24 protein-coding genes are annotated in these 24263 nt (G+C 61.4%); 14 read left to right on the top strand and 10 right to left on the bottom strand.

What is annotated here, in order from left to right; genetic code table 11:
* Window positions 1-184 precede the first annotated feature (184 nt).
* Complete coding sequence (locus MSL71_RS20255) at window positions 185-955, top strand: YaaA family protein (RefSeq protein WP_180143965.1); 771 nt, start codon at window positions 185-187, stop codon at window positions 953-955.
* Window positions 956-1218: 263 nt separating this feature from the next.
* Here the strand turns inward: MSL71_RS20255 and fliW are convergent, their stop codons facing one another.
* The 10 genes from fliW to MSL71_RS20205 form a co-directional block, all read right to left on the bottom strand.
* Window positions 1219-1671: a flagellar assembly protein FliW gene (gene fliW, locus MSL71_RS20250; RefSeq protein WP_180143964.1), complete on the bottom strand. Its 453-nt coding sequence runs from the start codon at window positions 1669-1671 to the stop codon at window positions 1219-1221.
* Between the two features lie 4 nt (window positions 1672-1675).
* Entirely contained in the window at window positions 1676-2008 is a 333-nt protein-coding gene (gene csrA, locus MSL71_RS26740) for a carbon storage regulator CsrA (protein WP_180143963.1), read from the bottom strand.
* 36 nt (window positions 2009-2044) lie between these two features.
* Window positions 2045-3334 (bottom strand): flagellar hook-associated protein FlgL, encoded by a 1290-nt coding sequence (flgL, locus tag MSL71_RS20240; protein ID WP_180143962.1) that lies wholly within the window; start codon window positions 3332-3334, stop codon window positions 2045-2047.
* A 324-nt stretch (window positions 3335-3658) separates the two neighbouring features.
* Entirely contained in the window at window positions 3659-6394 is a 2736-nt protein-coding gene (flgK, locus tag MSL71_RS20235; RefSeq protein ID WP_180143961.1) for a flagellar hook-associated protein FlgK, read from the bottom strand.
* A gap of 3 nt (window positions 6395-6397) precedes the next feature.
* Window positions 6398-6886 (bottom strand): flagellar export chaperone FlgN, encoded by a 489-nt coding sequence (flgN, locus tag MSL71_RS20230; protein WP_180143960.1) that lies wholly within the window; start codon window positions 6884-6886, stop codon window positions 6398-6400.
* A 195-nt stretch (window positions 6887-7081) separates the two neighbouring features.
* Window positions 7082-7480 carry a rod-binding protein gene (locus MSL71_RS20225; protein ID WP_180143959.1) on the bottom strand — a complete coding sequence of 133 codons (399 nt, stop codon included), beginning with the start codon at window positions 7478-7480 and terminating at the stop codon, window positions 7082-7084.
* A gap of 11 nt (window positions 7481-7491) precedes the next feature.
* A complete protein-coding gene (locus MSL71_RS20220) occupies window positions 7492-8589 on the bottom strand; it encodes a flagellar basal body P-ring protein FlgI (protein WP_180143958.1) in 1098 nt (365 codons plus the stop codon).
* Between the two features lie 38 nt (window positions 8590-8627).
* Entirely contained in the window at window positions 8628-9611 is a 984-nt protein-coding gene (flgA, locus tag MSL71_RS20215) for a flagellar basal body P-ring formation chaperone FlgA (RefSeq protein ID WP_180143956.1), read from the bottom strand.
* Between the two features lie 15 nt (window positions 9612-9626).
* On the bottom strand, window positions 9627-10409 hold the full coding sequence (gene flgG, locus MSL71_RS20210) for a flagellar basal-body rod protein FlgG (RefSeq protein WP_180143954.1): 783 nt from the start codon (window positions 10407-10409) through the stop codon (window positions 9627-9629).
* A 61-nt stretch (window positions 10410-10470) separates the two neighbouring features.
* Entirely contained in the window at window positions 10471-11148 is a 678-nt protein-coding gene (locus tag MSL71_RS20205; protein ID WP_180143952.1) for a flagellar hook-basal body protein, read from the bottom strand.
* Window positions 11149-11800: 652 nt separating this feature from the next.
* Between MSL71_RS20205 and gspG the strand changes: the two genes are divergently transcribed.
* The 13 genes from gspG to MSL71_RS20140 all read left to right on the top strand — a co-directional run bounded on the left by gspG (window position 11801) and on the right by MSL71_RS20140 (window position 24248).
* Window positions 11801-12250 (top strand): type II secretion system major pseudopilin GspG, encoded by a 450-nt coding sequence (gene gspG / locus MSL71_RS20200; RefSeq protein WP_180143950.1) that lies wholly within the window; start codon window positions 11801-11803, stop codon window positions 12248-12250.
* A gap of 41 nt (window positions 12251-12291) precedes the next feature.
* Window positions 12292-12855 (top strand): pilus assembly FimT family protein, encoded by a 564-nt coding sequence (locus tag MSL71_RS20195; RefSeq protein ID WP_180143948.1) that lies wholly within the window; start codon window positions 12292-12294, stop codon window positions 12853-12855.
* Window positions 12839-13252, top strand: coding sequence for a prepilin-type N-terminal cleavage/methylation domain-containing protein (locus MSL71_RS20190; RefSeq protein ID WP_180143946.1), 414 nt, complete (start codon window positions 12839-12841; stop codon window positions 13250-13252). Before MSL71_RS20195 ends, MSL71_RS20190 begins: the two co-directional genes overlap by 17 nt.
* Window positions 13249-13938, top strand: a complete 690-nt coding sequence (locus tag MSL71_RS20185) for a type II secretion system protein (RefSeq protein ID WP_180143944.1) — start codon at window positions 13249-13251, stop codon at window positions 13936-13938. The genes MSL71_RS20190 and MSL71_RS20185 overlap by 4 nt, the downstream gene beginning before the upstream one ends.
* Window positions 13931-15031 carry a type II secretion system minor pseudopilin gene (locus MSL71_RS20180; RefSeq protein ID WP_180143942.1) on the top strand — a complete coding sequence of 367 codons (1101 nt, stop codon included), beginning with the start codon at window positions 13931-13933 and terminating at the stop codon, window positions 15029-15031. The genes MSL71_RS20185 and MSL71_RS20180 overlap by 8 nt, the downstream gene beginning before the upstream one ends.
* 101 nt (window positions 15032-15132) lie before the next feature.
* Window positions 15133-16593 carry a type II secretion system protein GspL gene (gene gspL / locus MSL71_RS20175; protein WP_180143940.1) on the top strand — a complete coding sequence of 487 codons (1461 nt, stop codon included), beginning with the start codon at window positions 15133-15135 and terminating at the stop codon, window positions 16591-16593.
* Window positions 16590-17111: a type II secretion system protein GspM gene (gene gspM, locus MSL71_RS20170; RefSeq protein ID WP_180143938.1), complete on the top strand. Its 522-nt coding sequence runs from the start codon at window positions 16590-16592 to the stop codon at window positions 17109-17111. The genes gspL and gspM overlap by 4 nt, the downstream gene beginning before the upstream one ends.
* A 13-nt stretch (window positions 17112-17124) precedes the next feature.
* Window positions 17125-17988, top strand: coding sequence for a type II secretion system protein GspN (gspN, locus tag MSL71_RS20165; protein WP_180143931.1), 864 nt, complete (start codon window positions 17125-17127; stop codon window positions 17986-17988).
* Window positions 17989-17997: 9 nt separating this feature from the next.
* Complete coding sequence (gspC, locus tag MSL71_RS20160) at window positions 17998-18879, top strand: type II secretion system protein GspC (protein WP_180143929.1); 882 nt, start codon at window positions 17998-18000, stop codon at window positions 18877-18879.
* Window positions 18880-18921: 42 nt separating this feature from the next.
* On the top strand, window positions 18922-21084 hold the full coding sequence (gene gspD, locus MSL71_RS20155) for a type II secretion system secretin GspD (protein ID WP_180143927.1): 2163 nt from the start codon (window positions 18922-18924) through the stop codon (window positions 21082-21084).
* Entirely contained in the window at window positions 21084-22808 is a 1725-nt protein-coding gene (gene gspE / locus MSL71_RS20150; RefSeq protein WP_180143924.1) for a type II secretion system ATPase GspE, read from the top strand. Before gspD ends, gspE begins: the two co-directional genes overlap by 1 nt.
* Window positions 22801-23193 (top strand): membrane protein insertion efficiency factor YidD, encoded by a 393-nt coding sequence (yidD, locus tag MSL71_RS20145; protein WP_180143922.1) that lies wholly within the window; start codon window positions 22801-22803, stop codon window positions 23191-23193. The genes gspE and yidD overlap by 8 nt, the downstream gene beginning before the upstream one ends.
* Before the next feature lie 128 nt (window positions 23194-23321).
* Window positions 23322-24248, top strand: a complete 927-nt coding sequence (locus MSL71_RS20140; RefSeq protein WP_180143921.1) for a tetratricopeptide repeat protein — start codon at window positions 23322-23324, stop codon at window positions 24246-24248.
* Window positions 24249-24263: the final 15 nt, after the last annotated feature.

Genomic DNA, 24263 nt, shown 5'->3' with positions numbered 1-24263 from the left:
ACGTTGAATGAGCTCTGCCTTGTATGCTGGGGAATAGTGATTCATAACTTTTCCAAATCCGCCCCGCTTTGTTTTATACAATTTCATACGAGGCGACAACTACCCTGACACAGGGGGTAACGAAGGCCCGGTGTTGCGTAGGGTGCGCCGTGCGCACCGAAGATTTTTGATAAGGAGACAAGGTATGATGATCACGATTCTCGCACCGGCAAAACGGATGGAGTCTGGCGCTCCGGCGTGGGCAGGTGAGGCGAAATCCTCTTTTTATGGGGAGATGACCCGGGAACTGGTTGAGGCGTTGCGCGGTTATTCCGTGGAGGAGATGAAATCGCTGATGAAGGTAAGCGACGGAATTGCCGAGAATACGGTGCAGCGATTTCAGGGTTTTACCTTTGGTGCCGAAGGGACCCCGGCACTTTTTGCCTACCAGGGGGATGCTTATCAGGGGCTGGATGCCGAGAGCCTTTCTGCCGAAGATGTGGCCTGGGCCCAAGGGCAGCTGCGGATTCTTTCGGGCCTTTACGGGGCTCTGTCCCCCATGACCGGCGTGGAACCGTATCGCCTGGAGATGGGGCTCTCCCTTCCGGGATTCGGTGTGCTCTCCGGGTGGTGGAAACAGGTCGTCACCGAGCACCTTGCGGCGCTGATGCCCTCGGGAGGGGCGTTGTTGAACCTTGCCTCCGGGGAGTACGCCAAGGCCGTGGACAAAAAGGCGATTCGTAAAGAGGGCCGGTTTGTGGACGTGGCGTTTAAAGAGAGGTCCGGAGATACCCTTAAGGCCGTTGCCATCCATGCCAAACGGGCCAGGGGAGCCATGGCCCGGTGGATCATCGAAAACCGTATTGCCGACGTGGCGGAGGTCAAGGGGTTTGATGGAAGCGGGTACCGGCTTGACCAGGGGCTCTCAACGGAGAACAGTTTGGTGTTTGTGCGGGACGCTGGCGGCAAGGGGTGATGCGTACCGACAAACATGAGAAACTCCGGTGGCCCGCGTTACGTCAGGTGATGCGGGGGCCGCACCCAACGCTTCGCAATCCGGTGGATGCCGGTTGGGCTGAAAGCAACGGTTCCCATGCCATGATGGTCGCGAAGGACCGGTGTTTCGTAGGGTGCGCCGTGCGCACCGATGGGCGCTCGAGGTGACGCGAGGTGGCATGGGAAGCAACAGCCGGTGGCTCGCGTTATGTCTGGCGGTGCGGGAGCCGCACCCTGATATGTTTACCCCTCGGCCCGCTCTTCTTCCGCCGCAAAGATCGGGTGCTTGTGGGGGTAGCGGTCATCTGTGACCACCAGCTGCACGGCTTCGTTGATGCCGGTGTGGACGAGGAGGGGGCCAGCCAGGTTGGCGGTGATCTCCTCGGGGCGGTCGCTGCTGGCGTTGATAATGGTGTAGAGGAAGAGCTCTTCGGGCTTTTCCACCTCCCAGGCCATGTCCCGGACGGCGGCGTCCAGATCGACGGTGTAGTCTCCCATAAAGAGGAAGGGGTCCATGAGGGCGAAGGCCAGGTCTGGGTCGTCCACGCACTGAAAGGAGAGGATGGGGTCGATCTCTTCGTGGGAGAGGAGGATAAACTTCTCTTTTCCGGGGAAGCCTGGCATGCCTTTGGGCATGGAGATGATTTTTTCATCCTCAATGTCAACGGAACCGAATTGCAGGGTAGGAATGATCAACGTGTTACTCCTTGTTTGAGTCGCCCTTCAGCGGTTGCTTGGGGGTTACCACTCTTCGTCTTCTTGCCGCGGGTTTGCCCGTGGGCACGTCCCCGCTCTTCATCATCGTTTTGTTTTTCAGCAGGGACGCCGCATGGACCAGGGTGTTCCTGTTTCGCTTGGCGGCCTGTAAGTTCTCTTCTTCAATGCGTTCCACCACTTCATCGCGCATGATGGACACGTCCTTGGGTGCTTCCACCCCGATGCGGACGTTTCCTTTGCCGATTTCCACCACGTGGATGATGATGTCGTCACCGATACGGACTTTCTCGCCCGGTTTTCGTGTCAGTATGAGCATCCGGTGTTTCCTAATCTTGGGTCTCGATCGTTTCCGTTATTTTAGGTAGTTCAACAGACTCGTGTTGAGGAGCCGTGAAGTCGAGGCCAGGGCCGACTCATACCCGAACTGCTTGAGCTTGAGATCGGAGATGGCCCGCACCACGTCGGTGTCTTCCAACTTGGAGCGGGTGGCGTCCTGGCTGATGTTGAGATCCTTGATAAGGTCGTGCCTTGTGTCCAGGCGACCGGCCCGTACCCCGGCTTCCGAGATGGAGCTCAGGATGTTGTTGTGGTCTGCGGCCAGCCGGGAGATGGACTGGTGGAGACCCTCTTTGTCGTTGCTGTTCAGGGCGGCTCGGAGCTCGAACAGGGAGTTGAAGACACCCCACTGGACACCCCGTCGGCTCACCAGGGGCTGGCGGGAGGGCTCGGTGGCGATGTCGTCGGTGGAAAATCCCATGAAGGCCCCCACGGACTGGTGCCGGTTTTCACCGGTGCGGAACAGGACGGAGACCCTGTCGAGCTTGGCCGGGTCCAGGCCGTCTTCTTCGGCGATGGTGAAGGTCTGTTCGGACTCGTTCCAGGAGACGCGGTAGTCGGCCCCTTCTCCCCTGTCTGCCGAGGCCCGTTCCATGGCCATCTCCACGGCGTGGGCCAGGCCCTGGCGAGAGTAGGTACCCGGGTCCACCAGGGCGGTGAGGACGGTCTCTTCACCAACCGCTGCTCCGGCCCGTTTTTCGGTGAAATCGAGGCAGTTGTTGGTCTCGTCGATGGTGGCCGTGTCCGAGGAGAAGACCTCTTCCCCGGCAAAGCCCACCACCATGTCGGACTGTGGTCCGATCTTGACGCGAAAGGGGGTGGCGTTGCCACGGTAGGCGATGGTGTTGGGCGAGTCCTCGTTGTCTGCCCGGAAGGGCCGTGTGTCGCTTCGGGTCCCGGAGAAGATGTACTGGCCGTCGATGCGGGTGTTGGACTGGTCCAGGACGCCTTTGATGAGGCCATCCACCTCCAGGGCCGCGGTCTGCAGATCGTCGTGGTTGGCGATGCCGTTGACCATGGAAATGGCGATCTCTTTTGCCCTGTCAATCTTGTCCCGCACCCGCACCAGAGACTCCTCGCTGCCCTCAAGCCACAGGGTGCCGGTGTCCACGTTGCGCTGGAGCTGGGTGAGGTCGCTCATGTTGGTCTTCAGGGCGGCCACACGGCTGGCATCCACGGGGGCGTCGGAGAGCTTTCTGATCCGCTTGCCCGAGGAGATCAGGGAGTTTTTGTCGAGCACCTCCCGGTTCTTCCGGCTGATCTGCTCTTTGGACTGGTTGTAGAGGGTCGAGGTTGCTACCCGCATGCATCACACTCATCACGAATGGGCCCTGCCGCCGGACGGAAGCTCGTCTCCCGTGTAAAGCCGCACAAGGCGAAGGAACTCTGGTTTAACCATATCAAGTACAGTTGGTATCGGCAAAGGGGGCCTGAAACCTGAGATTTGGTAAAGGCAAAAGGGTTCAAGGGCAAAAGGCGAATGGCCGTGGAGTCGCTTCGCTCCATTTGACTGAAGGGCTCTGTAACAATGAAATTTGGTTGACGCCACTCTTTCATCTTTGCATGTTTCCTTAGCCCTTAGCCCTTAGCCCTTAGCCCTTAGCCCTTAGCCCTTAGCCCTTAGCCCCTCTTATCTCATATTCAACAACGTCTGCAGCATCTCATCGCTGGTGGTGATGAGCTTGGACGCCGCCTGGTAGGCCTGCTGGTGAGCAAGCATGCGCACCAGCTCTTCGTCCACCGAGACCCCGGAGACCGAATCCCGGATATCCGAGAGCTTTTCCACCATCATGCCCCCCATCTCCTTTTCTTTCCTGAAGCTCGACGCCCTCACCCCGATGGAGCCCAGCATGTCCCGGTAGAAGCCGTCCGGGGTGGTGGTGAGGCTTTCGGCCACGGCCCCGCGGTCCCGGGAGTAGGCGTAGTGGGGCATGGTGTTCTCCACGTGCTGCATGTCCGCCATGATCAGGGCGTTTTCGTTGTTGATCTTGCCGTAGTCACCGGCTGCGGGCACAAAGGTCTCGGGCTCGGGGCGGAAACCCGTGAGCTCGGCCAGGGCAGGGGAACGGTCCCACCTCAGGGTGAGCTGCTGCAGGGGCGATCCGTCGTTTTCCGAGAACTCAAAGCGGTTTTCATTCTCCACGTAGCGCACCTTGTAGGGGCTGCTTAAGTTGGAGGCGGCGTTCATGGCCTCTTCCATGTCGTGGGCCAGGGTGTGGAGGTCCCCCCGGGAGGTGAGGATGCGGGGATCCACGGTGATGGCCTTGGGCACGTCGTCTTCTTCGAAGTAGAGGACGGCCGGGCCGCCCGTGGTGCCGATCTCAATGGGGCGCACCTCCGGGTTGGTGACGTGCAGGTTGCTGGAGATGGCATCGGCCCCTGCGCCCCGAACCCGTGCCGCGGCGATGTTGGAGGGGTCTTTCACCAGCTCGGCGATGTCGATGGTGGCCGCGTCCTGGCCCTTGAAGAAGGTGTTGAGGCCCAGGGCCGCTGCCACGCCGCCGTCCCGGGCCGTGCTGTCCGAGAAGGCAAAGGCCACGCCGAAGTCGGGCCGAAGCTCAAAGTTGCCCGTGTGGCTGATAAAGGCCTTAAGGCCCACGCCCGCGTCCATGGCCTGGCGGTTGAACTGATCGGCCAGGGAATCGGTGGTCCAGTGCCAGGAGGACTTCTGTTCCGAGGTGGTGTTTCCGTCGAGGTCCAGGGGCTGGCCTTCGGGGCCGGTCTTGATGACGAAGCTGTCCCCGTTCATCAGGGTGCCCTTGTCGATGGAGAGGGTCATGCCGTCCACGTCAAATCGGGCCTCTTCGGGCTCTTGGATGCGAATGGTGCCGATGCCGGTGCTGTTTTTCCACTCCAGGACCATGGGATTGTCCCGGGAGACGTTTTCGATGGAACCGCCCCCTTCGATGACCGTTAAGGTGTAGCGGTCTTCGGCGCAGCGGGCCCGGCCTTCGGGAACGCCCCGCAACTCAACGGGGTTGGGGGCACCGGTCTCCGAGGTGTTGAACTCAAAGACGTTGCCCGCCACCAGGCGTCCTTTGCCGATGTCAAAGCCGATGCCCTCCACCGGGGGCGTGGTGGTGAAGCTGTTGGTATCGGTGACGGCAAACCGGCCCATGGCCACGGGGGTGTCGTCAGCCCCCAGGCGTTCCCATCGGAGGATGGGGTCGTCGGATCCCGGGCCCACGGTGCCGCCCTGCTCCACGGTGATGCGGTAGCGACTCATGGGCATGGCGCTTCCCGTAAAATTGGACGGGGTGGTGGTGGAGATGCCGGTATCCACCTCCACGGCCGTGGCTGGATCGGGGCTGTTGAGCTTCTTCGTCCAGACCTTCAAGCCTCCGTCATAGTCGATGCGGTCGCCGTAGGCCAGGTTGTAGAGCTTGCCGCCGGACGGGGCCTCGGAGGAGGTCACGGCGGTCTCGTGGTAGCTGGTGCCCACGCCCTGGCTGTGGACCTTGTTGACGCGCCAGACCACCTCCTTGGCCAGGGCGTCCAGGTTCTGGTTCACCTCGGCTAAGATGTCGTCCTTCACCATGAGCCATCCCCCCAGCTTGCCGTGGGTGATGGCCCGGGAGACGTCCACGATGCCCCCGGCCGAGGTCTCCCAGCCCACGCTTCCCCGGTTGCTGGTGAGGTCGTATGATCGGTTGCCCACCACCAGGGGGTAGCCGTTGCTCGTCATGATGGAGAGGTAACCCGTGGGCTGCTCCACGGTGTTGACGTTGAGGAACTCGGAGAGCTCGGTGACGAGCTGGCCCCGCACGTCCCGCTGGTCGTTGGCCGGGCGGGTGGACTCGGTGATGAAGATCTCGGTGTTGAGCTTGGCAATCTTTCCCAGGATGGTGTTCACCCGGTCCACGGCGGCGTCGATGTCCTGGCCGACGTTTGTCTCCAGGCGGGTGAGGTCGTTGGACAGGGTGTTGAACTGGCCGGAAAGGTTGGTGGCGGACTCCAGCAGCACGGAGCGGGCCGAAGGGTCGTCCGGGTGGTTGGCCACCTCGTGCCACCCTTGCCAGAACTCGCTCATGAGGCTGCCCAGGTGGTGGTCCGAGTCCACGTTGAAAAGGGCCTCTAAGTTGTCGATGTAGACAATGGCCTCGTCGTAGGTGGCAAACTTGGACTTCTGGTCAGCCAGGCGCTCTTCCAGGCGCTGGTCACAGTGACGGTTGACGTGCTCCAAGGTGGCGCCGGTGCCGAGCTGGGTGCTGCCGATGGTGTAAGGCCGGTTGGTGGTGATGGTCTCGGTCTGTCGGCTGTAGCCCGGGGTGTCCACGTTGGCGATGTTGTGGCCGTTGACCGACATGCCCCGTCCGGCGGTTGCCAAGGCACCCTTGGCGATATCCATGGTGATGCGAAAGCCCATGTTTTAGGCCTCCCCGTGGATGAGCAGGGAGCCGCCGGGCTCCATGAGGTGGCGGTCCATGCCGTAGATCTTGGTGGCGGAGGTGGAGGAGGTGAGCATCTGGATGATCTCCTCCACGGTCTCCAGGTAGTTCTCCACGAAGGAGACGCTGGTCTCGGCAATTTTCCGGATTTTGCCTTTGATGAAGATGATGGACTCCACGGAGCGGGCCACCATGGGCTCGTGTTCGGAGAAGAGCCGGGGGAGCTCTCGAAGGTGCATGGGCACGCTGCCCGTCTGGATGCCCAGGCGGGCGGAGGCCATCTCAAGGATTTCATCCCGCAGGGCCTCGATCTCCATGGAGAGGCGGCTCTTCTCTTCGGTGAAGGCCCAGAGGCGGTCCAGGGCGATGGAGGAGAGGCTGCGGCTCTCTTCGTCCACGATGGCGAGGAGCTCGGTGTACAGGGCTTCTTTTTTTGTTAGCAGGTCAATGATGGAGTGTTGTTCTGCCATGATGTCCCCCGTGACTCAGGTGGTGATGCATTCTAACGTCAAATCCGGTTCGGCAGGGCCTTTGAGAAAGGCGGTGCCTGCGTGTATCGGGTGGCGCGGGGTGGGAAACTTTTTCCCGTCTGCGACCCGTATAGATATAAACTGCATGTACCATGCCAGTTCATGTTCTTTTCGCTGTCTGTGGCCGTGGTCCGGCTAAGGGGCTGGTTTTGTCGAAGATAGCCGGTGGCCCAGGGGTTCTCCCTGGGCGGCTGTGCGTTTCCCGCCCAGGCGGGGAGCTGTGTCGGCGTTTTTTTCCGTGGCATCGAGTTTTTCCACCAGCTGGCGGTAGAGGAGGTCCCCCACACCCAGGGGGCTCCGCTGGCTGGTTAAGTGTTCGGCCATCTGCTCGTCCTGCATGGACTCGTAGATTTTGCGGCCGTGGCTTCCACCGAAGATGGGGTCGTCCCCCTGGGGCCGCATCTCCTTGAGCATCTGGGAGACGAAGATGGCCTCAAAGTTCTGGCACGCCTCTTTGAGCTTTTTCTTCTCCGGGTCGTTGGCTGCCGGGGCCGCTGCTCGGGCGGTGTGTGCTGAAAGGGATGAAACGGGCATGACGGCTCCTTTTAAATGATCACGAGGTCGGCCTGCAGGGCCCCTGCGGCTTTGATGCTCTGGAAGATGCTGATCATGTCCCTCGGGCTGACGCCGATGGCATTCAAGGCGTTGACCAGCTCCTGGATGGTGGTGCCCTTGGGCATGAGCATCACCTGGGCCTCATCCTCGGTCATGTCCGTATTCTTCTCCTTGGTAACCACGGTGTCACCCCCTGAAAGGGCATTGGGCTGAGAGACGTTTTTCGTCTCGGTGACGGTGAGGGTGAGGTTGCCGTGGGCCAGGGCCACGGTGCCGATGCGCACGTTCTCCCCGATGATGACGGTGCCGGTCTTTTCGTTGACCACGATGCGGGCCGGGGTGTCCGGGGTGACGGTGAGGTTCTCGATCTTGGCGATGAACTCGGTGACCCGCCCCTGCATGTAGGAGGGCATGGTGAGCTGCACCGCCCCGGAGTCCAGGGTCTGGGCCGTGTGCTTGCCGAAGGTGTTGTTGATCTTCAAGGCCACCCGGCTGCAGGTGGTGAAATCAGGGTTGTTCAGGTTCAGGATCATGCGGTGCTTGCGGGAGAAGCCGGTGTCGCGTTCCCGTTCCACGCTGGCCCCGTTTGAGATGCGGCCCACCAGGAGGTGGTTCTTCTTGGCCTTGGCCGTGCCTGCCCCGCCGATGGCAATGGCTCCCTGGGCCAGGGCCCGGGTCTCTCCGTTGACGGTCCTGAGGGCCGTGGGCAAGAGGGTGCCGCCCCCTAAGCTCTTGGCGTTGCCGATGGACGAGACGGTGATGTCCAGCCGGGTCCCTTTACGGGCAAAGGCGGGCATGGAGGCGCTGACCATGACGGCGGCGGCGTTGCTCAGTTTCAGGGAGTCCTTGTCCACCGTCACCCCCATGCGGGTCATCATGTTGGCCAGGGACTCCTGGGTAAAGTCGGCCCCTTTTTTGTCGCCGGTGCCGGCAAGGCCCACCACGATGCCGTAGCCGGTGAGCTGGATGGGGGCGGCTCCCTGGATGGAGGCGATGTCCTTGAGGCGCTCGGCCCGGGTGGGCAGGGGTGCGGCCAGGAGCAGCAGGGCGGTGAGGATGACAGGGATGTTGAGCAGGTGTTTCTTCATGGTCTTCGTTGGTCCGGGCTATAGGGTAAATAAGCAGACTATAAAAAAGGCTCCACGCGGCGCTGGCCGATGATGCGGCAGGTGACGGCTTTGCCGGAGCGGCTGTTCTTGACTTTGATGAAATCCCCCAGGCCGCCGGTCTCTTTGGCGATGCCTGTGGCGGTGATGACAAGGCCCCCTAAGCTGTACCGGATGCGGACGCCGTCGCCCCGTTCCACAAGGGGTTTTGCTTTTATCAGTCGGGCGGTGAGGCCGGTGCCGGAGGCAATGGCCCGGGTGGCGGTTCGCCCCACGGCCAGGGCCGGGTCCGTGAGGAGGTTTCCGCCCGAAGGAGGCACGGGCATAAGGGCCAGGGACACCTGGGAGGCGGTGAGGGTCTCGCCGCGCTGGATGTCCGAGGCGGCCACCACCACGTGTTGCATCGTATGGGCTTCGCCGGAGAGGGTGAGCCGCCCTGTGGCGGCACCGTCCACCGTGACGGAGACGGGCAGTTCGATGCGGTTCTTGCGGATACGGACCCGTTTGGTGTCCGGGGCAAAGGTCAGAATGCCCAGGGGCAGGGTGCGGCGCCCGGCGACCCGGAGCTCGGAGACGGAAACAGGGCCCTCCCAGGTGGAGCGGGCCACGGCCTCCAGAAAGGGGAGAAGGCGCTTGTCGCTGATGCGCTGGCCTTTTCTGGCCAGGCAGACGCGGGCAGGGGCGGTGAGCCCAAGGTCCTGGACCCCTGCCAGCAGGGAGAGCTTTCGGGTCAGGAAGGTGCCCGGGACCACACGCTCTTTGCCGGGCATGGGGGCGTTGAACACGGTGGCGCCCCCATGGCGTTTCAGGGCAGCAGGGAGAGTGCCTGAAAAGAGGTCCGACACCCGCACGGCCGAGCCCGTCACCTCCACCCGGGGACGCACGGCAGGGCCGCCTTGGGCGCACAGGGGCCGGGCAAGGGCCAGGAGCAGGGCCAGGACCAGCAGGCACCAGGGCATCAGGTGCCCGCCGGTTACGGGGCGTGTATGGAAAAAGCAGATCACGATGGGGCCGCGTCCTTACCGCTTGAGGTTGTTGGCGGTTTCCAGCATGCGGTCGCCGGTCTGGAGGGCCTTGGAGTTGGCCTCGTAGGCGCGCTGCCCAACGATCATGGCCACCATCTCGTCGACGATATTTACGTTGGACATCTCCAGGGACTGGTTGGTGAGGGAACCGAAGCCGTCGGCGCTGGCGATGCCCTCGATGGGCTCACCCGACCCCTCGGTGGGACGAAGCAGGTTGGCGCCCATGGCAAAGAGGCCTGCGGGGTTTGCAAAGTTGTAGAGGGGGATCTGGGACGTCATGAGCACGGTGTCCTGCTGGCCGTGGGCCGTGAGGGTGCCGTCGGCGGTGACGGTGACAAGGACCGTGTCCGTGGGGATGGCGATCTCGGGCTGGAGCCGGTCCCCTGCTGGCGTGGTGATGAAGCCTTCGCTGTCCAGGGTGAAGTTGCCTGCCCGGGTGAAGACCTCCTGCTCGCCGTGGAGGATCTTGAAGAAACCGTCCCCTTCGATGGCCATGTCCAGATCGTTGCCGGTGTGGACGTAGTCCCCCTGGGTGAAGACCTTCTGCACGCTGGAGGGCTTGACCCCCATGCCCACCTGGATGCCTGTGGGGACCTGGCCGCCCGAGGGGGTGGGGGCCCCTGCGATGAGCTGGGTCTGGTACATGAGGTCCTGAAAGTTGGCACGGCTTTTCTTGAAACCCGTGGTGTTGGCGTTGGCCAGGTTGTTGGAGACGGTGTCGATGTGCATCTGCTGCGCGCCCATGCCCGATGCTGCTGTCCAGAGTCCTCTCATCATGATGTCTGCTCCCTTGCTGCTGGTTGGTCCGTGGTATCTGTGGCTATGCCCTTAAGCCCGTTTACGCCGGGCGGCCCATCTGGTTGGCTCGTGCGTCGGTTTCGTCGCTGGTTCGCATCACCTTGCCCGACGACTCAAACATGCGCTGGGCATCGATGAGGTGGGTCATCTCGGTGACGGTGGAGATGTTGGCGCCCTCCAGGGCGCCCTGGTGGATCCGCGCCTCGTAGGCCGGGATCTCGGCCCCCTTTTGCGGATCCAGGGTGAAGAGGTTTCCCCCCTCCTTGATAAAGGCCCGCATGTCGTTTGCAGTGACCAGGTCCAGGCTGTCAAAGACCATGGAGTCCAGGATCACCTCGCCTTTCTCCCCAAAGGCGATGTCGTTGCCGGTGAGGGTGACCGGGCCGTTTTTGCCCATGACGGGGTGCCCGTCCTGGGTGACCATGCGCCCGATGGGATCCACGGTGAAGTTACCGTCCCGGGTGTACCGGGTGCCCGATGGGGTGTTGATCTTGAAGAACCCTTCCCCTTCAATGGCCAGGTCCAGGGGGTTGCCCGTCTCCATGAGGTTGCCCTGGCTGAAATCCGTGGTGAGGATGGGGTTCAGGGTCCGGTCAAACGAGAGGATGTCCTTTTTGAACCCCGTGGTGTTGGCATTGGCCAGGTGGTTCGAAATCAGCTCGTGTTGTCTCTCTTTTCTGAGGCCCGCCTGGGCGGATCGTGTCATCTCAAACAGCATGTGTCTCTCCTTGGTCGGTTGCTGTGGGTAAGAATAAGCAAGATGAATGCCAGTGGGTAGATGGCTTGGGGTGGGCCCTGCATCTGCGGGCGATTTGCTTTTGATAACGGCAGGCTGTGGGGTGAGGATTTTTTTTGGGCGTCGGGGCTGCAGGGGGCGGTGTCGGCAATTCATACCGGGTGCGTCGGGATGCCGACGCCGGAAACCGGGACGGTGACGCCTTTGTGACGGGTGCCCGGGCGCCGGGCCTGCCGCCGGAAAATATTTCCCCTCCGGCGGGATGAAAGGGGGAGCGCCCCTGTTGTCGTGTTGCATCTGGCGGGTAACATGCTTTGCGACATCCCCGCGATGGTGCCATTCTCCTTGAACTTTGACCAGAATTCTTATAATTAGATGGAGACTTCTTTGAATATGTATGGATACATAAAGGTTGGAAGTCGCGTTTATTTTTGAGATGACTTCGCAAGACCGGCCCTGCGGCCGCTTTGAGCGGCGCACCCGATATGACTTGACTTATGAAGCTATATCCCCCATCGGAGGACGGAACGAACGGGCGCAATGCCGCGTGCTTCGGATTCATCATGGTTTTTTCAGACAGACAACAAGTGAAAATACGATGCGCCCCTCGGCGCTGAACGGATGAGAGGAACGTATGCGACGACAGATTTCCGGATCTTCTTCCGAAGACGGGTTTACGCTGATCGAAATGATCGTGGTTATTTTTATTCTCGGACTTCTTGCCACCTACGTGGCTCCCAGGGTGATCGGCAAGTCCGATGACGCCAAGATTGTCAAAGCCCAGGCCGATATCCGCAGCTTTGAAACCGCCCTGGATATGTACAAGCTGGACAACGGCTCGTACCCCACCACCGATCAGGGCTTGCAGGCCCTGGTCGAGAAACCTGCCTCGGGCAACCTCTCCAGGTGGCGCGAAGGCGGTTACCTCACCAAGCGAAAGATTTCCAAAGACCCCTGGGGGAACGAGTACATCTATGTCTCCCCGGGATCCAACGGGGATGTGGACATCTCCTCCAACGGGGGTGACGGCCTCCCGGGCGGTGAAGGAACCGCCAAAGACATCAACAACTGGGATATCGACTAGCAGATCGCGGCTTCACCATACGCAGACGGGGGTGATAAACGATGTGCAATGTCCGCATCGGAAACGAACCGTGCGAAAGGTGGGAGGGCGGTTCGGCACGGGTGCTTCCGGGCCGGACTGATGCCGGGTTCACGTTTCTGGAGCTGGTGGTGGTGATGACCATCCTGTCTCTCCTTTTCTTTTTCTCCCTTCCCAGCCTGGACTCCTATATTTTTACCGACCCATCCAAAAAGGTGGCACGCCTCATCGCCTCGACGGTCCGGGACCTGAAGCAGCGTGCCCTTGCAGACCACAAAGAGTATCGCCTCCATATCGCCACGGATGCCGGAGAAATCTGGGTGGCCGATGCAGCCATGGACAAAAAGGCTGCGGCCGAAGCACGAAAAAGCGGGCTGACCCTCCCCGACGACATGACCGTTGACCTGCCCGGGTTTGTGGGGGACGACGGCAAGCGGTCGTCTGAGGCGATGCTGCGATTTTATCCCAAAGGGTACTCGGACGGGGCGGAGATTCTCCTCATGCGCGACGGTCGCACCCTGCGGCTGTTCATCGAGCCCTTTCTCTCCAAGGTGGAGATTGTGGAGGACCATGCGAACGGTTTTTGACAGGAGGCGTGCGCTGCAGGATCCCAGGGGCTTTACCCTGCTGGAAGTGATGGTCTCCGTGTCCATCCTCGCCATTGGTTTTTTTGCCATCTACAGCCTCTTCATGCAGGCCGTGGCCGCCTCCGGGGAGGCGCGCTTCAGGCAGCAGGCCGCGTTCCTCGCCACATTGAAAGAGAACACCCTGGTGGGGGATGTCTCCGAGATCTCCACGGACGGGGGGGACTTCGGGGAGGACTATCCCGGCTGGCGGTGGCGCCTGACCCCCTCCAAGGTGGAGAACAAGGAGTTCGAGGAGGAGGCCAAGCTGTTGAAGAAAGTGCGGCTTGAGGTGTTCCGGGAGGGCAGCGACCGTGTGTACGGGACCACCCATTACCTGTTTGTGACGGAGGAGTCGTGACCGGGCCTTCTGGCGATAAAGGATTTACCCTGATGGAGGTCGTGGTGGCCGTGGCCATCATGGGCCTTGTGATGGCCACCATCGGAACGGCCTTCAGGCAGCTCTCCAACGGCGCCCATCGCCTTGAGGAGACCGGGGACGACAACCTGGCCCTCGGGGAGGCGATCCGCTGGATTGGCCGGGACCTGGAAGGGCTTTACGTGGATCAGGCCCCCCTGTTCACACCCGGGGAGACCACCGATGATCCGGATCCCTACCGGTTTACCCTGACCCGGGAGACCGTGGGGGGCGAAGAGATGAGCATCCTCCGGTTTACCACCCTGAACCATCTGCCCTTTGGGGGGAGCTCCCTGGGCGGGATTGCCGAGGTGGTCTACTTTGTCACGGAAGAGAAGGGTGAGACCCGGCTCCGACGTTCCGACCGCCTTTTTTTCCATGACCCCTTTGAGCCGGCTGAAGGCCACCCGGTGATGATGAACCGTGTTACCGCCTTTACCGTGGTCTGCATCGACACCGAGGGGCAGGAGCAGGAGACCTGGGACTCCGACAACGACGCCTTCGGGCGTGCCACGCCCGTGGCCGTGAAGGTCACCCTCTCCCGGGAAGGGGCATCCGGGGGGCCGGGGAACACCGCAGAGGCCCTTTTTCCTTTGCGCAGCCGTCGGAAGGAGGCCCTGGATGGGTAAGCAAAGGGCCATGGCCAATGAAAAAGGCGTGGTGCTCCTGGCCACCCTCGCCATGATGCTGGCGCTTTTTGTGCTGGTGTCCGAGGCCGCCAGGCTTGCACGGCAGGAGCTGGCCGCCGCTGGCCATGCCTCCGTTGCCTCGGAGCTACGGGCAACAGCCGTTTCCGGTGTGCATATCGGCATGGCCTTTCTCTCGGCAGACGGCAAAAAAGGGGGCACCGACACCGTACAGGAAGAGTGGGCAGATGAGGAGAAGCTTAAGGCCTTTATCTCCGGCCTCTCCTTTGACCGGGGCCAGCTGGACCTCACCATCACCGACGAGCTGGGCAAGGTGCAGGTCAACGCCCTGGTGACCTACCCCGAGGCCAAAGATTTCAACACCGACCAGAAAAAACTCTGGGAGCGGTTCTTTGAGGTGGTCAACAAAGAGGACGAGTCCCTGGAGAGCCTGGGGGAGAACACGGCCATCATCAACGCCATGAAAGACTGGCTTGACGACGGGGACGGGGATGCGACCTCAGGGTTCTCCGGCGCCGAAGACGACTACTACCTTAACCTCGAAGACCCTTACCCCTGCGGCAACGGCCCCCTGCGGCACCTGGACGAGATGGCCCGCATCAAGGGCATTGACGAGGAACTGCTCACCCGGGAAGAGGCCGGTTACCGGCTGAAGGACCTTTTGACGGTCCACGGGGAAGAGCCTGCCAACGTCAAGGACGACGGAGAGACGGTGCGGCGGTTCAGTTTTCCGGGACGGGTGAACATCAACACCGCCGAGTTTCCCGTGCTTTTCGCCCTGATGCCCAAAACCCTGTCCCCCATGGAGCGGGAGATGGTGGCCACCTCCATGGTGGAGTACCGGTCGGAAAAAGGCGAGGAAGAGTTTTCCCACCCCCTGGACGGGGAGTGGTACAACACCTGCCCGGGGTGTGAGAACAACGGGATCAAAAAGGCGATGATCCGCACCGACTCCAATGTGTTTGCCATCACGGCCACGGCCGTGGACGAGGGCACCCGGGTGGGGATACGTGCCGTGGTGAGGCGCGAAGGCACCACCTTTGTGGTATTGTCCTGGCAGGAGACGGACGCGTGATGGACGGGCCCTTTCTTGCGCTCAACGGATATGGCAGAGATCAACAGGCTCCGGTCGCCCCACGGGCGGGTCGGCATGCATAACAAAAGGATCGGCAACACGTGAAATTAACGGGAATAGAGATCACCGAGGAGGGAGCCACCGCCGTGACGGTGGACCGGCAGGCCGGCGCCATGCGGGTGACGGCCTGCAGCCGCATGGCCCGCAGGGACCTCGCCTCCTCCGATGCGGCGGCTTCCGTGGACGACGGCGAGCTCCTGGCCGCGTTGAATCGGTCCCTGGCCGATTGCGGGGAGAAGGTGGCCGTTGTGCTGCCGGCCCATGAGATGGTGATCCGTCGCGTGCGCCTGCCCTTTCGGGAGCCCAAGACCATCGACAAGGCCCTGCCCTTTGAGCTGGAGCCCACCCTCATCGAGTCTCTGGAGGGCCTGCGCATCATCTGGGAGAGCCGCGTGGCCGGGGAAGGGGACTCCGACATCCTGGCCCTTGTGGGAGAGGAGGCAGCCCTTGAAAACCGACGGGCCCAGATCAAGGCCCTGGGCATGGATCCCATGGTCCTGGCACCGTCGGCCGTGGCCTCGGCCCTGATCCTGGCCCGGAACGAGGATGGTTTTTTCTTTACCCTGAGGCGGGTTCATTCCACCTGCACCCTTGCGGTGGTGTTTGAACGGAAGCTCATGTTTTTGCGATCCTTTGCTCTGCCCGAGGAGAGCGACGGCCTCGACGTTTTGAATTGCGAGGTGTGGCAGACCCTGGTGGCCCTGGCTGAATGCGAGGCGCAGTGGATGGCCCCCGAAAAGATTCTGGTGGCGGGGTGGGATGAGATTCCCGAGTCCCTGTCCACCCCCCTGGGCGACCTGCCCGTGGAACACGCCCGCCTCCTTGCGGCCACAGGCGCTGTCCTGGATGAAGGGGTCAAGCCCCAATGGGAGGAGGGGCCTTACAACGGGGCCCTTGCCGTGGCCTGTTCCGCCCTCTCCGGCTGGAAGCACCCTGTCTTCTGGCGACAGGGGTTTGCACCGGCGGAGTTCATCACCAAACACAAAGGGCAGGTCCTCTCTTCGGGTGTCCTTGCCCTGGTGCTGCTCCTGCTTCTGGTGGCCCGGTCCGTCATGGGCATCCACGACACGCGTCGCCAGCTGGCGGCCGTGGAACAGCAGATGGCTTCGCTTTACCTGTCCACCTTCACCGAGGAAAAGCGGACGCCTTCTGCCTCGGTGCTCCTGCGGTCCATGGAAGGCAAGGTCCGGGTGGCCAAGGAAGAAGCCCTCTATGCCGGACAGGGGGCCGTCCGCGTGCGGATCATTGAAATTCTCAAAGCCATCTCCGTGAGCCTGCCCAAGGACCTGAAGGTGACCATCACCCGACTGACCCTGGTGAAGGGAAAGCTCACGGTCTCAGGGCTTGCAGAAGATTTCAGCGCCATCGACACCATGAAGGGCGCCCTGGAAAAGAACGCCTTGATCTCCGGGGTAACCATCGCTTCGTCCAGCAAGGAGAGCGGGGGAGACCGGTTCCAGTTCAAGGTGGTGATTACCCTCTCGGGTGAGGAGGCCTTATGATGGCGTGGTTTGAACGATTGAGCACCCGGGAAAAAGGGGCCGTTGTGCTGGCCCTGGCCCTGGCGTTGATTCTGGGGGGCAAGGCCCTGGTGGGGGCTGTGTTCGGTGACTCCTCAGGCGCACGTCGTCTTCTGGAGCTGAGAAGAGACCAACTCACGAAGATGGAGGCCCTGGCCAACGAGTACCGCAGCGCCAAAGGGGCGGCTTCCGCAGGGGCCACGGCCCTGAAACCCGGAGAGACCCTCTATGCCTTCCTTGACGAAGTGGCCGGAAGCGTGGGGATCCGCTCCAAGGTGAGTTACATGAAACCTTCATCCATCAAGAGCAGGGACGGCAAGGTGAGTCTCTCCGTGGTGGAGATGAAGGTGGTGGACCTGCCCGCCGCAGAGCTGACCTCTTTTCTCCACCGGGTCGAGAGCGCAGGGGATCTGGTCCGGGTCCGGGCCATCTCCCTGACCCGCATTGAAAAGAGCAAGCTGCTGACGGCGGTGATATCCATCGAAACTGTGATTTTATAACAATGGAATCCTGATGAAGACTTTTTTTCTCTACGCCCTCTGGACCCTGGTTTCCCTCTTTGTGTTTCTCTGGGTGCTGTTTCCGGGCGAGTTTGCCGAAAACCTGATGGAGGCCCATGCCCGCCAACGGCTGGCCCCGGCCACCGTCAACGTGGAGGGTGTCTCTCCGGCCTTTCCCCTGGGCCTCAAGGTCAAGGGCGTGGCCCTGACCCTGCCGGGAAAGGCGCCGGTGACGGCCCGGGATATCCGGGTGACCCCCTCGCTGTTTACCCTGGTCACCTCTCAGCCGGGGGCCGGGATGAAGGCTACGATTTTCGGTGGAAAGGTCACAGGCGATGGGCGCGTCACGTTGGGTACCGGAAGATGGACCCGCGTTGCGGGGCGCCTGGAGGGGATGGACCTGTCAACGCTCCTGCCGCTGCTGAAAGACCGGATTCCCATTGAGTTTGCCGTAACCGGGCGGGGAGACGGCACCCTGGACCTTTCCCGCGACAAGGCGGCCAAGGGCACGGGGCAGCTGACCCTGTCCAATGTGACGGTTGAACTGAAAGATCCCCTCATTCCCCTGGATAAGCTGGAGTTTGCCTCCGTTGAGGTGGATGTGGAGGTGGCCGGCCCCAAGGTCACCTTCAGCCGGATCCACGTGGATGGCACCGAGGTGGACGCCGAACTCAAGGGGACCGTAAGCCTTTCGAGCCGACCGGCATCGAGTCGCATCAACATCAGCGGTACCCTGAATCCCGACCCCGGGTTTGTCAAGGAACTCTCCGATCGCCTGCCCGTGTCCATGCTCGTGGATCCCAATATGTTGAAGCGGGGGCGCATCCCCTTGAGAATCAGCGGGACCCTCGCAAACCCCAGGGTCTCCCTAAGATAAGGTAGTGTTATGACGGACAGAGCATTTACAGCCGTGCACCTTTTTCTCCTGTCGGCCATCGCGGCCGTAAGCGTGAGCCTGTTTTATCAGGGCGTGACAGCACGGGTCGGCATGCCGGAGGCCCAGGGCCGTGGCGGGGGCATCGTCTCCACGGGGCCCGCCGTCCAGCAGGAGAGAAAGCCCCTGTCGTTTTATGAGGATATCCTGACACGCAACCTCTTCGACCTGGTGGTGCCCGGCAAGGATGACAAGCCACAGCCCGCGGCCATTGATGTGGAGAGCCTCTCCGAGACGCGCCTTCGGCTCAAGCTCTGGGGGACAATCTCCGGGGGCGGCGATGCCGTGACCCGGGCCATCATCGAGGACGAGGTCACGCGAAAGCAGGATCTGTTCAAGGTGGGAGACCGGGTACAGGAGGCTGTGATCAAGCTTGTGTTGCGGGACCGCGTGGTGGTGAGCTACAAGGGGCGGGACGAGGTGCTGATGATGGAGACAGCCAAGGGCGCCGGGCAATCTATCCGTAACGGGGCTTCCGGCCGCAACGGCAGGAACCTGCCGCCTGCGTCCATCACCAAGAAGGTGAACTTGAGGCGGGACACCATTGACGACGCCATGATGAACATCAGCAGCCTCATGAAAGATGTCCGTATCAAACCCCATTTTCGCAACGGCCAGCCCGAGGGTATGGCCATCAGCGGCATCAAGAGCGATTCGATTTTTCGCAAGATGGGCATTCGAAACGGGGATGTCATCATGGGGGTGGACGGACAGAAGATCGAGTCGGTGGATGACGCCATGTCCCTGTACGGGAACCTCAAGTCGGCCAGCGAAGTCAAAATAGAGATCAAGCGGATGGGTCAGATACAGACCATTGAATATACCATTGAATAGCAGCGCCAAAAGGACCGGACAAGGATGAGTATGAAAAGGGCAATGAGATGTGTTGCGGCATATGCACTGGCAGGAATTCTTTTCGCATGGTGTCCGGTGGGACAGGCCCAGGAGGCCCCGGGTCCTGCCCCTGCCCCTGCGGAAGAGACCGTCTCCATCGATTTCAACGATGTGGATATCCGGGTCTTTATCAAATACGTCAGTGAGATGACCGGAAAGAATTTCATCATCGACCGCAAGGTCACCGGTAAAGTGACGGTGATATCTCCGGGGCAGATCTCCGTGGACGAGGCCTACCACGTCTTTGAATCCGTGCTGGACGTCTACGGGTTCTCCGCGGTGCCCTCCGGCACCCTGGTGAAGATCATCCCGGCACGGGATGCCCAGAAAAAGAGCGTGGCAACGCGCCTGAAGTCCGAAGCCACGGACCGCTCCGACAACATCGTCACCCAGCTGGTGCCCCTGAAGTACGCCGACCCCACGGAGCTTAAAAAACTCCTGGCCCCGCTGATCTCCCGCAACAGCTCCATCATGGCCTACAAGCCCACCAACACATTGATCATCACGGACCTTGCCTCCAACATCAGCCGTCTCATGAAGATCGTCAACAGCGTGGACATCACCGGGGTGGGCCAGGAGATCTCCATCCTGCCCCTGGAGTACGCCGATGCCGGTCAGCTCACCACACTCCTCGGCAACGTCTTCAAGCAGGATTCCAAGAACAAGGCTTCGTCCAAGGCCTCCTTTGTGGCGGATGAGCGCACCAACACCATCATCATCCTGGCGGGCAAGGGCTCCACGGAGAAGATCATCCAGCTCGTGAAGATGCTGGACCGCGAAGTGCCCCGGGGCAAGGAGCGCATCCACGTGGTTTACCTGGAGAACGCCCTGGCCGAAGACATGGCCAAGGTGCTCCAGAACCTCTCCAGCAAGACCACCACTGGAGACAAGGGCAAAAAGGCGGCCATCGCCTCGGACCGGGTGAATATTATCGCGGACAAGGCCACCAACAGCCTCATCATCATGGCGGAAAAGAGCGATTTCGTGATTCTGGAGGAAATCATCCAGAAACTCGATATCCCCCGGAAGATGGTCTACATCGAGTGCCTGATCATGGAAGTGAACGTGGACGCGGACCGCGCCCTGGGCGTGGAGTGGACCGTGGGCAACGACACCACCATCAACGGGCGGGATGCTGCTTACGGCGGCGGATTTGACGGGGGCAGCGGCTTCTCCAACCTGGGAAACCTTGCCGGGGCGTCCACCGATGGGGTGAGCAAGTTTCCCAACGGGTTTTCCCTGGGGGTCTTCAGCGAAGCCATCGAGGTGGGCGGGGTGAAGTTCCCTTCCCTCGGGGCCCTGATCACTGCCTACAAAAAGGACTCCAACGTCCAGATTCTCTCCACCCCCCAGGTCCTCACCCTGGACAACGAAGAGGCCAGCATCGTTGTAGGGGCCAAGATTCCGTATCTTACCCAGTCCAGCAGCGGGGACAGCGAGTACAACCAGTTTGAATACAAGGACGTGGGTATCACCCTGAAGATCACTCCCCAGGTGAGCGAGGATAAAAGGGTGAGGCTCAAGATTTTTCAGGAGACCAGCCGGGTCCTCGGCGATTTGACGTCCCAGCCCAGCACCCTGCAGCGGAAGGTGGACACCACCGTGGTGGTGGAAGACAACAGCACCATCGTCATCGGCGGCCTCATCGACAAGAGCCTGAACTCCACGGAATACCGGGTGCCGTGCCTGGGGGACATCCCGGTGATCCGGTACCTCTTTTCGGCCATGTCCGATACGGATAGCAGGACCAACCTCTACGTTTTTCTCACCCCACGGGTGGTGAGCAGCCGTCATGATGCCGAGAGCATCATGGTGGACAAGCGTGAGCGTATCGACGACCTGCGCGAGGGCAACATCAAGCTGTACAACGATGCGGAAGAAAGGGCCCTGGAGGAGAAATCCCGTCGCTCCGATGTGCCGCATGAGACAGAAGAGCCCCAAGAGAAGACCCAGCCCGAAGGGGCCGAGGCGGCAGAGGTTCCCAAGGAGACATCGCCGACTCAAATGGACCGCACCGAGGCGGTGATTACCCTGGGCGCAGACCATGAAGGGGGAGGCTCCGACCAGCCGGAGGGCAACGGAGTCAAGCCTCCCGAGGAGGCACCCCAGGTGGAGGCGCCTTCGGAAGACCAAGGGGGAGAGTGATGGTATCCATTGTGCCTGTGAGCCCCTTCCGCAAGGTGGTGACCGAGCTCATCCACTCCAAGTACAACGTGGAGGAGGATCTTCTGGATGAGGTGTTCCTCTATGCCGAAACCCAGGGCATCCATTACGGAGAGGCGCTGCTGAAGCGAAAGGTCCTGAGTGAGACGAAGTTCCTCTCGGTCCTTGCCGAGGTCTATGCCATGGAGATGCTGGAGACCGTGGATACCGCAGGCATGGATGCGGGGTTCACCGAAACCATTCCCATCCAGTTTTTGAAAAAGCACTACATGGTGCCCCTGATGCCGGAGGGCGGGGAGGGCGACATTCGCCTGGTGATGAACGATCCCTGCGCGCTCCAGGCCGCCGACGACCTGGTGCAGCGCCTCGCCTGCGGGCCTGTCACAAAGGTGATGGCCCCCCGCGGCCAGATCCTGTCGGCCATCAACATCTTCTACGACATGAGCCGGGGCTCGGCCGAAGAGCTGGTCCAGGACATCGAAGAGAGCGGCAGTGACATCCTGGCCGACATGGAGGAGACCGCCGACCTTCTGGACGACACCAGCGAGTCCCAGATTATCCGACTGGTGAACCACGTGATCTCCCAGTCCATCAAGGCACGGGCCAGCGATATCCACATCGAGCCTTACCAGGACAGCTTCAAGATCAGGTACCGTGTGGACGGCATCCTCTACGATCTGCTGACTCCGCCGCGCTGGATCCAGTCGGCCCTGGTTTCCCGCATCAAGGTCATGGCCAAGCTCAACATTGCTGAAAAAAGGCTTCCCCAGGACGGGCGCATCGATGTGCGCATCGGTGAGCACGACGTGGATATCCGCGTCTCCACCGTGCCCACCACCTACGGTGAGCGCGTGGTCATGCGACTGTTGAACAAGTCGGGTTCCCTTCTGACCCTCTCCGAATTCGGCATGGGGGAGGAGACCTACGAGGCCATCGGGCGCCTGATCAAGAATCCCAACGGCATTATCCTGGTCACCGGGCCCACGGGCAGCGGCAAGACCACGAGCCTTTACGCCATCATCTCGGCCATCAATTCACCGGACAAGAACATCATCACCATCGAAGACCCCATTGAGTACCAGCTCAAGGGCATCGGCCAGATCCAGGTGAACCGGAAGATCGACCTCACCTTTGCCCGGGGCCTCCGGTCTATCGTCCGCCAGGACCCGGATGTGATCCTGGTGGGGGAGATCAGGGACCGGGAGACAGCCGAGATTGCCGTACAGTCCGCTTTAACCGGCCACCTGGTGTTCTCCACCCTCCATACCAACGATTCGGCCAGCGCCATCACCCGCCTGGTGGACATCGGCATCGAACCCTTTCTCCTGTCCTCGGCCATCAAAGCCGTCATCGCCCAGCGCCTGGTGCGAAAGCTCTGTCCCTTGTGCAAAGAGCCCTTTCACCCCGCCCCCGAGCTGTTGAAACGGGCCGGGATCGACGCGGAGAGCGCCGCCGCGGGCAATTTTTACCGGGCCGTGGGGTGTGAAGCGTGCTTCCAGACCGGGTACAAGGGGCGTATGGCTATCTTTGAGATCCTTGAAGTGGATGAGCACCTCAAGGGCATCATGGTCAAGACCTCCGACGCCAACCTCATCAAGGGCGAGGCCGTGAATCTGGGGATGGTCACCCTGAGGCGGGACGGCATCGACCGGGCCCTGAAAGGGGAGACCACCCTTGAAGAGGTGCTGCGGGTGACCCATGCTTAGGGAAAGATACCTGATAGCCCTGGCGGCAATCTGCCTGCTCGTCCCGGCAACGGCCGTTGCCGAGAGCGGGGAGAGCCCCCTGATCTACTCGGTGTTCAAGTCGGTGATTTCCTCGGCGGACGGCAACCGGTGCAGCCACGTGCCATCCTGCGCCCGCTATGCCAAAGAGGCCGTGGAAAAACACGGCCCCCTCAAAGGCGCCATGCTCAGCTGTGATCGGTTGATACGCTGCGGGGGAGACGACACCAAACGGTTGCCCCAGGTGGTGGTGGGAGGGCACCGACACGCCTGGGACCCGGTGTCGGCCAATGATTTCTGGTGGAAGGACGGGGGAGAAGAGAAAAAAGCACCGGTGCTGCCCATGCACTTTGATGGGTGGGATTAAACAGAAAGGTGGCACGCCTTGCCGCCGGAGGCCGTGTTTGTCTTTTTCTGAGCCCGGCTGTAACAATAGACGTCATGCCGTTGCCCGTTCTTGAACCGAATCCATGGACAAAGGAGCCATGTAACCCCATGAAGCGCCCCGTTTTATCAGCAGGCCTGCTGGCTCTGCTGCTTGTTTGCCTCACCGTTGCCCCTTCAGTGGCAGCCACCCTCACCATCGATGAAGACGCCCAGTTTTCCTACGCCCGCAGCCTTTTCGAGCAGGGGGACTACACCCAGGCCGCTGCGGAATTCTCCCGGTTCATCCATTTTTTCCCCAAGGCCCATGGCCAGGCCGCCGCCCATTACGGCAGGGCTCTTTCCCTCTACGAAGACGGACAATACCCGCAGGCGCAAAAGGCCTTTGCCGATTTTCGCACCCGGTTTGGTGCTTCCCCCCTGGCCCTGGCTGCCGGGGTGATGGAAGCCCAGTGCCACACCCGGTCAGGGGATCCTTCGGCCGGGGTGATCCTGCTCAACAACCTTCGGATTGAAACCCAGGGGGATGATGACGCCCAGCGCCTGATCCTTACCCGCATGGCCTGGACACGTCTGGAAATGGGGGACCTGCCCCGGGCGGAAGCTGCCTTTAAAGCCACCGCGGGCCAGGTGGACGGGGAGTGCGGGTACCACGGCATCCTGAACAGCCTGGAACAGTTCAAGGCCCTGCCCGAAAAATCGCCTGTCCTGGCCGGGGGCCTCGCCCTGATCCCCGGGGGCGGTTACCTCTATCTCGGCCGCTATCAGGATGCTGCCGTGGCCTTTCTTCTCAATGTCACCCTGGGGCTGGCCGCCGCCGAGAGTTTTGACGACGGCAACAACGCCCTGGGGGCCCTCATCGCCTTCGTGGGCTTCGGGTTCTACTCCGGAAGCATCCACGGTTCCTACACAGGTGCCCTGAAAGAGAATCGCCGGAGCCGTGAAAGCCTCTGGAACGAGATGCGCCACTGGGGTGGCGAACTCGAACGCAAGGGCGCTGAATCCTGCCTCGGCCTGACCCTGTCCATTCCCTATTAATCCCATCTGAAACAT

Source organism: Desulfoluna butyratoxydans (assembly GCF_900699765.1).
In the GTDB taxonomy this organism is placed as follows: domain Bacteria; phylum Desulfobacterota; class Desulfobacteria; order Desulfobacterales; family Desulfolunaceae; genus Desulfoluna; species Desulfoluna butyratoxydans.
Note: the sequence above shows the minus strand (reverse complement) of the source record. Positions and strands in the feature narration are given on the sequence as shown.

What these genes read in the sequence shown, in the direction of transcription:
- MSL71_RS20255 (WP_180143965.1), top strand. Translation starts at nt 185, where the DNA reads ATGATGATCACGATTCTCGCACCGGCAAAACGGATGGAGTCTGGCGCT.
- csrA (WP_180143963.1), bottom strand. Translation starts at nt 2,008, where the DNA reads ATGCTCATACTGACACGAAAACCGGGCGAGAAAGTCCGTATCGGTGAC.
- flgL (WP_180143962.1), bottom strand. Translation starts at nt 3,334, where the DNA reads ATGCGGGTAGCAACCTCGACCCTCTACAACCAGTCCAAAGAGCAGATC.
- flgK (WP_180143961.1), bottom strand. Translation starts at nt 6,394, where the DNA reads ATGGGCTTTCGCATCACCATGGATATCGCCAAGGGTGCCTTGGCAACC.
- flgN (WP_180143960.1), bottom strand. Translation starts at nt 6,886, where the DNA reads ATGGCAGAACAACACTCCATCATTGACCTGCTAACAAAAAAAGAAGCC.
- MSL71_RS20225 (WP_180143959.1), bottom strand. Translation starts at nt 7,480, where the DNA reads ATGCCCGTTTCATCCCTTTCAGCACACACCGCCCGAGCAGCGGCCCCG.
- MSL71_RS20220 (WP_180143958.1), bottom strand. Translation starts at nt 8,589, where the DNA reads ATGAAGAAACACCTGCTCAACATCCCTGTCATCCTCACCGCCCTGCTG.
- flgG (WP_180143954.1), bottom strand. Translation starts at nt 10,409, where the DNA reads ATGATGAGAGGACTCTGGACAGCAGCATCGGGCATGGGCGCGCAGCAG.
- MSL71_RS20205 (WP_180143952.1), bottom strand. Translation starts at nt 11,148, where the DNA reads ATGCTGTTTGAGATGACACGATCCGCCCAGGCGGGCCTCAGAAAAGAG.
- gspG (WP_180143950.1), top strand. Translation starts at nt 11,801, where the DNA reads ATGCGACGACAGATTTCCGGATCTTCTTCCGAAGACGGGTTTACGCTG.
- MSL71_RS20195 (WP_180143948.1), top strand. Translation starts at nt 12,292, where the DNA reads ATGTGCAATGTCCGCATCGGAAACGAACCGTGCGAAAGGTGGGAGGGC.
- MSL71_RS20190 (WP_180143946.1), top strand. Translation starts at nt 12,839, where the DNA reads ATGCGAACGGTTTTTGACAGGAGGCGTGCGCTGCAGGATCCCAGGGGC.
- MSL71_RS20180 (WP_180143942.1), top strand. Translation starts at nt 13,931, where the DNA reads ATGGGTAAGCAAAGGGCCATGGCCAATGAAAAAGGCGTGGTGCTCCTG.
- gspM (WP_180143938.1), top strand. Translation starts at nt 16,590, where the DNA reads ATGATGGCGTGGTTTGAACGATTGAGCACCCGGGAAAAAGGGGCCGTT.
- gspN (WP_180143931.1), top strand. Translation starts at nt 17,125, where the DNA reads ATGAAGACTTTTTTTCTCTACGCCCTCTGGACCCTGGTTTCCCTCTTT.
- gspC (WP_180143929.1), top strand. Translation starts at nt 17,998, where the DNA reads ATGACGGACAGAGCATTTACAGCCGTGCACCTTTTTCTCCTGTCGGCC.
- gspD (WP_180143927.1), top strand. Translation starts at nt 18,922, where the DNA reads ATGAGATGTGTTGCGGCATATGCACTGGCAGGAATTCTTTTCGCATGG.
- gspE (WP_180143924.1), top strand. Translation starts at nt 21,084, where the DNA reads ATGGTATCCATTGTGCCTGTGAGCCCCTTCCGCAAGGTGGTGACCGAG.
- yidD (WP_180143922.1), top strand. Translation starts at nt 22,801, where the DNA reads ATGCTTAGGGAAAGATACCTGATAGCCCTGGCGGCAATCTGCCTGCTC.
- MSL71_RS20140 (WP_180143921.1), top strand. Translation starts at nt 23,322, where the DNA reads ATGAAGCGCCCCGTTTTATCAGCAGGCCTGCTGGCTCTGCTGCTTGTT.